Origin of the sequence: Romboutsia sp. 1001713B170207_170306_H8 (assembly GCF_015550495.1) — a bacterium.
In the GTDB taxonomy this organism is placed as follows: Bacteria; Bacillota; Clostridia; order Peptostreptococcales; family Peptostreptococcaceae; genus Romboutsia_E.
In genome coordinates, this window is record NZ_JADNAX010000013.1 from 46736 (window position 1) to 53399 (window position 6664).

9 protein-coding genes and 1 pseudogene are annotated in these 6664 nt (G+C 24.7%); all 10 read right to left on the reverse strand.

The annotated features are described in order from the left end of the window. Nucleotides 1–184: 184 nt before the first annotated feature. The 10 genes and pseudogenes from I2A66_RS15280 to I2A66_RS17915 all read right to left on the reverse strand — a co-directional run bounded on the left by I2A66_RS15280 (nt 185) and on the right by I2A66_RS17915 (nt 6659). The gene (locus I2A66_RS15280; protein ID WP_195251935.1) at nt 185–2062 is read right to left on the reverse strand and encodes an FtsX-like permease family protein; all 1878 of its coding nucleotides are present in this window, start codon (nt 2060–2062) and stop codon (nt 185–187) included. Continuing rightward, nucleotides 2049–2246, reverse strand: coding sequence for a hypothetical protein (locus I2A66_RS17725; RefSeq protein WP_330566198.1), 198 nt, complete (start codon nt 2244–2246; stop codon nt 2049–2051). Before I2A66_RS17725 ends, I2A66_RS15280 begins: the two co-directional genes overlap by 14 nt. Before the next feature lie 9 nt (nt 2247–2255). Next, nucleotides 2256–2696: pseudogene (locus I2A66_RS17730) on the reverse strand (ABC transporter ATP-binding protein). Between the two features lie 294 nt (nt 2697–2990). Further along, nucleotides 2991–3278: a cupin domain-containing protein gene (locus I2A66_RS15290; RefSeq protein ID WP_243238750.1), complete on the reverse strand. Its 288-nt coding sequence runs from the start codon at nt 3276–3278 to the stop codon at nt 2991–2993. Nucleotides 3279–3296: 18 nt separating this feature from the next. Then, nucleotides 3297–3848 carry a hemerythrin domain-containing protein gene (locus I2A66_RS15295; protein WP_122639760.1) on the reverse strand — a complete coding sequence of 184 codons (552 nt, stop codon included), beginning with the start codon at nt 3846–3848 and terminating at the stop codon, nt 3297–3299. Between the two features lie 36 nt (nt 3849–3884). Then, on the reverse strand, nt 3885–4523 hold the full coding sequence (locus I2A66_RS15300) for a hypothetical protein (protein ID WP_122639762.1): 639 nt from the start codon (nt 4521–4523) through the stop codon (nt 3885–3887). Between the two features lie 238 nt (nt 4524–4761). Beyond that, complete coding sequence (gene hcp / locus I2A66_RS15305) at nt 4762–5994, reverse strand: hydroxylamine reductase (RefSeq protein WP_330615493.1); 1233 nt, start codon at nt 5992–5994, stop codon at nt 4762–4764. 15 nt (nt 5995–6009) lie between these two features. Continuing rightward, nucleotides 6010–6159, reverse strand: a complete 150-nt coding sequence (locus tag I2A66_RS17735; RefSeq protein WP_330566199.1) for a hypothetical protein — start codon at nt 6157–6159, stop codon at nt 6010–6012. Between the two features lie 108 nt (nt 6160–6267). Further along, complete coding sequence (locus I2A66_RS17740) at nt 6268–6438, reverse strand: hypothetical protein (RefSeq protein ID WP_330615490.1); 171 nt, start codon at nt 6436–6438, stop codon at nt 6268–6270. Nucleotides 6439–6575: 137 nt separating this feature from the next. Next, nucleotides 6576–6659: a citrate lyase subunit alpha gene (locus I2A66_RS17915; RefSeq protein ID WP_442970899.1), complete on the reverse strand. Its 84-nt coding sequence runs from the start codon at nt 6657–6659 to the stop codon at nt 6576–6578. Nucleotides 6660–6664 lie beyond the last annotated feature (5 nt).

The window sequence follows — 6664 nt, forward strand, 5'->3', positions numbered from 1 at the left end:
ATTATCTCCTATCAAGTTCATTTATAAATTTATATCTTTTGTATTTATTATTTTCATTTATTAATGTATTTATAATAATATTATTTATACTTGATTTTATAATAATCTAGGTAAGTTAATATAAAGTAAAAATCTAGTTAAAAGCTTTAATTTTACTAATAACTAGATTTTTATATTCTATATCTTATTTAGTTAAACTTATATATTTTCTAGCTGTTAATATATAATATATTAAGTATATAGCTAAAAAACTAACTATTGTGGTTGAAGTTAGTAATATACTATTTTGATTAAACAAATCAGTTATAGCATATCCAGCTACTATACTATGAGTAATAGATACTAATGCTGGAATCATAAAGAAAATACCAATTTGTTTATATATAGCTTTATTTATATATTTTTGATTTGTTCCTATTCTTCTTAAAATATCAAATCTTCTCTTATCTTTACTAGCGTCTGATATGCATTTAAAGTACATTATACTTCCAACAGATATAACAAACACTAATGCTAAAAATAGTCCTATAAAGTAAATTGCATTTATAAATCCATAATCATTGGGATTAAATTCATTTACACTATATAAATCTATATCACTATTATTTCTTATATAACTTGCTATTTCTTTTGTATTATCAAAGTTCTTTAATGTAATCGTAGTTATATTAAACTTATCTTTTCCTATGGTTTTACTTAACTCATTGTAAGCACTGTTATTTACTGCTAAAGTTATCTTATTTTCTTTAAATAGTCCAAACAAACTAAGTGGAGCTGAATCAATTATATTAAATTTTTCTCCATTTATATCTATACTTATATTAAAGTTAAATCCATTAACATAGTTTTTAGGTAGAATTAATAATGCTTGGTTGTTTTTTAAATTATGCTTTAATATTTTATCATTTAATTCTCTATTGTTTACTATATTTTCAATCTCTGAGAATTTTATTATATTAATATTATTTGCAAGCGGTATTTGAGAAGATTCTACTTCATAAGGTATGACCTCTGTAGTAAGCTTATAATCTATTTTTTCCTTACTTAAATTAATTGCATTATTTACAACTTCATTATTTATATCTCCTATATAAGTCAAGCTATATGGATACTCACTATCTTTTCCTTGTACTAATAAGCTTTTAGTTGTTATTGCTACTATAGCTGAAGTTAAACAACATGTTATTAGAATTGCAATTTGACCTAAAACCTTATTATTATCTCTTATCCTAAAAATTATATTATTATAACTAAGTACATTAGTTCCTTTATATAAAAAGTTTTTATTATCTATTAGTTTTGAAACTATAAAAGTAAAGAATCCTTTAAATAATAATGTTGTTCCTAGTATAACCATTAGAACTGTAATCATTATAGCAATTGGAAACGGTATATTAAATTTCTTATAATAAAGTATAATAACGTAAGCTATTATTATAACAATAAGTCCTAGTATACCTTTATAAGTTTTATTTTTATTATTTTCATTTTGATATATACTAGTTGCATATATAAGCTTAGTTATATCTGTATTTACTAAACTTATATATTCTTTTATAAATACAAATACCAATATAACTAAGAACATAATTAATGTTATTATTACTCCTGGCATACATATTTCAAATTTAATTGACTTATTTACAAATGAAATCTTAGCTAGTGCCATTAAAAATAATTTATTACTTATAATCCCCCCCAATATACCTCCAACAAGAGCAACTATTCCTATTAATAGTCCTTCTTGAGTAAATAAAAAAGCTATTTTATTATTTTCAACACCCATAAAAGTATAAATTCCAAATTCTTTTTTTCTTTGTTCTATAAAGAATCTACTTGAATATGAAATAAAGAATATAAAAAATAAAGAAAGCACTACTGCTGATACTCCTGCTATAGATGATGCTACTTCTAAGTTTTCTAATTGCTTAAATTGATTACTAAATACTAAGGTTTCAAAATTATAAAAAACTACAATAGAAAGTATCATTGAGAATATATACATTCCATAGTTTTTTATATTTTGCTTTAAATTCATTAATGACAATTTAAACAATTTCATTTATTTCACCTCCCATAGCAGTAAGTAAATTCATTATATTGTTATAAAACTCTTTTCTATTTCCACTATTATCTATTCTTGCATTTAATCTTCCATCTTTTATAAATATTACTTTTTTAGAATAACTTGCACTAAATGGATCATGAGTAACCATTATAACAGTAACATTAAACTTTTTATTCATATTATTTAATCAACTTAGTAGTTCTGTTGAAGATTTAGAATCAAGTGCTCCTGTAGGCTCATCTGCAAATATAATACTTGGTGATGTTATTAGTGCTCTAGCTGTTGCAACTCTTTGTTTTTTACCACCCGCTAATTCATATGGATATTTTTTTAGTTGATTTTCTATTCCAAATAATTTAGCGAGTCTCATTACTTCTGATTTTATTTTATCTTGCTTTTCATTTGAAATAATAAGTGGCAAAGCAATATTATCCTCTATACTCATACTATCTAATAAATTATAGTCTTGAAATATAAATCCTATATTTTCTCTTCTAAATTTAGATAGTTCTTTATTATTTAATTTACCTACATCCTTACCTTCATAATATACATTTCCTTATGTAGGCTTATCTACTGTTGATAAAATATTTAATAAAGTAGTTTTCCCTGCTCCCGATGGTCCCATTATAGAAATAAACTCACTTTTTTACTTCTAAATTTATTTCTTTTAAGATTTCAAATGTATTTTTACTATTTCTAATCTCTTTCTTTAAGTTTATTACTTTTAACATAACTTCCTCCAAATTCAATTAAGTTTTATTACAATATTATTTTATATTTTAAATAACTTTGCTTCCATCCATTAACCTTACAGTATTTATATCTAATATAACATTTATGTAACATTGTACAAAGCTTATTAATAGTAATATAATATCTTTATAAATAAAAAGATTGCCCATATGGACAATCTTTTTATTTATAAAGATATCGTAACTAGTACTTTACTTGTTACCCTTGCTATTACATTGTGTTCTACTCTTGCATCAAAAGGTAAAAAATCCCCTTCTCTTAATTCAAATTTTTCTCCGCCTACAAATTCTATATCTATAATACCATCTAAAACTTGTATAGTCGCATAACCATTATGTGAATGATTTGGAAGTCCTTTATCTTTTTCAAATTTAAAAAATAAGGTTTTAAATTTTTCATTTACTACTAAAAACTCTCTATTTGTATCTATTTTATTTATATTTATAGGATTCATATTAATTACCTCCATATTTTATTTAACATATTTATTTTCTAAGTTTTTTAGTATTAATATACATCTATCCTTAACATTTAAGTTATTTTCTTCAAATTCTATACACTCTTCATTTATTGTGCTTAATATACTTTTATCTAGTTCTCTTTGTGCAAACTTATATATGACTTTATCTTCTTTATCAATATGTCTTTCTAGTAAATGCGTATAAGATATAGCATTTGCTATTACATCTAACTTAGATTCTTCATAACCTGACTTTAAGTTTACTAAAGCTTGTTTTAAGTCTCTTATATATAATCTACCTAATTCATGTTCTACAAGCATTCCATTTTTTATAACTCTTTCAGCTACCTCCCCTAAGTTTTCAATCATCTTATTAAAAAGCATCTTTTCTTCTTTTTTATGATGATGAGCATCCGCATAATTTGATATAAAATCTATTATTAATTCAAAATCATAATAATTTATATCTTCACCTTGCAATACTTTAAAACTTACAGCTCTAACTACTTTTAGCATACGTTTTATATATTGATGTTCTTCATTCATTATTTCTATTGCATTCATTCGAAATCTCCCTGTTGTATATTATTTTGTATACTTTTAATTTTTCTTACTTATAACATAAGTTTTATCTTCTTTTTCAATATAATTAAAATTACTATTAACTTCACTTACAAAAGCTTTTATCCATAAATTTCTTAATTTATAGAATATATCAACATCAATATTTTCTTTATCCCATATATCTTTGTGTACACATATTCTTCTTATCCATTCTACTTTATCATCTTCTGAAGTTATTATTTGATTTACTCTATCGCATGGCATACCATCTAATATATAGTCATTAATACTTGTATATATTTCTGTCGCAGTTGTAAGATTTTTACTTTGTTTAACTTCTTTAGCTGCTTTAATACCTTGAAATGTATATATTTTTTCTATTTTTGCTAGTGAATTTTCATTATTTTTTAATATAGATTTTGTTAATATAGCCATTCTTCCTTCTGCTGAATGTATTTTACTTTGTAACCATCCGTGTATATTACCAGTATCTATCATATCTTCTAAATTTTTATTTGGAAGTTTTTCTTCATATTTTAGATTAATTTCATTTGTTAAACTTTCTATATCTAAACCTTCATTTTTAGCTAATTTAATTATTTCATCTTCTAATCCTTCAAACCATAATATTTTATTAAATAACCAATAATGTATCTTTCCTAAAAATAAACTCATTTTTATTCCTCCTATTTTAAAGTGTATTTTATATACTCTTTTATTTTCTTAATTTAAGTAATCACATTTGTGATTACTGTAATTGAATTATATAATAGTTTAGTTTATATTTCTGTAACATAAGTTACAAATTTTAATAAAATAAAAAATAACTGTACCTAGGAATTTAAATTATTCAAATTCTTATTCTACAGTTATTTTTAGAGCTTAATTATACATAATTAAATAACATATATTTTTATTTTAATCCTTGTTGTAAGCAAGTTTTTAAATCATCGTCTGGTGTACTTATTGTTCTTAAATCAAATGTATCAACTAAATATTGAAGTACATTAGGGCTTAAGAATGCAGGAAGTGTAGGTCCTAGGTATATTCCTTTTATTCCAAGAGATAATAATGCTAATAAATCTGCTACTGCTTTTTGTTCATACCAAGATATTATTAACGATAATGGTAATCCATTTACATCAGTTCCAAAAGCATCTGCAAGTGCTGTTGCAATTCTAACTGCTGAATAAGCATCATTACATTGACCAACATCTAATAGTCTTGGAAGCCCTGCTACTTCTCCAAATTCTAGTTTATTGAATCTATATTTACCACAAGCTAATGTAAGTATCACACAATCTTTTGGTACTTTTTTAGCAAATTCAGTATAATAATTTCTTCCAGGTCTTGCTCCATCGCATCCACCTATTAAGAAGAAATGTCTTATTTTACCTTCTTTAACTGCATTAACGATTTCTTCTGCATGAGAAAGTGTTGCATGATGTCCAAATCCTACTAATATTTCATGAGGTTCTTGATCTTCTTCATATCCACCAAGTTCTAGAGCTTTTTCTATTATTGGAGTAAAATCTTTTTTACCGTCTTCATTTACGCTTATGTATTGTACTCCGTCCCATCCTACTACACTTGTCGTAAAAATTCTATCTTTATATGTTTCTCTAGGTCTCATTAAACAGTTAGTTGTCATTAATATACATCCAGGTATATTATCAAATTCTTTTTGTTGGTCTTGCCATGCTCCACCAAAGTTACCTACTAAATGAGGATATTTTTTTAATTCTGGATATCCATGACAAGGTATCATTTCACCATGTGTATATATATTTATTCCTTTACCTTCTGTTTGTTCAAGTAACATTTGTAAATCCCATAAATCATGTCCTGATACTACTATAAATGGACCTTTTTTCATATGCACATTTACTTTATGTGGTGATGGATTTTTATAAACTGTAGTATTAGCTTCATCTAACTTTTTCATAACAGCAACACTCATATCTCCAGTTCTCATAGTCCATCTTATTAATTCTTCTACACCTAAATTATCATCAGTTGTTGCTTCTAATACTCTTATGTAAAAATTATCTACTTGATCATCATAATATCCAAGTTCTCTTGCTTGATGACCATATGCTGATATTCCTTTTAAACCATATACTATAGTTTGTCTTAATGATCGTATATCTGGGTCTAATTGTTAATCATACATTATACCTGCTTTTTTTGCATCTTTTAACATTTCAGCCTTTGTATCACTTAAGTTATATGTAGCATGTTCTGTATTATTTTTTATGATTCCAACTTTACTTCTTAAAGTTTCTTTTATCTTTTGAGACTCCTTTAACATTTTTACATGTACATCTGCATCAAAATTTACATTAGTTAAAGTTGTAAATAATGAATTTTCTACAAAACTAACTATATCTTTATCTACATTTTCACCTTTTTCAACTATTTATTTTGCATAACAACTTATTCCTTTTATTTGAAATATAAGTAAATCTTGAAGTACTGCTATTTCAGGTGTTTTACCATAAACACCAATCTTAGTACATCCTTTTCCTCCAGCTGTTTGCTCACATTGATAGCAAAACATTGGATATTCTATTGCCATGTTATTCTCCATATTTATTTCTCCTTATATATTTTTAAGTACTAATTTATAATTCCCTAAATCTGTATAAAATATATATTACTATTATGATTTTCGTATAAATAAAAAAAATCGATGGAAAAACTTATCCATCGATTTTTATACTTAATCTACTTTTTTATTTTTCTTATAGTGTCTATGATGCTTCCATCTCTGTATTCAACTACAGCAACTACTTCATCTGTAAACTCTATTTCTT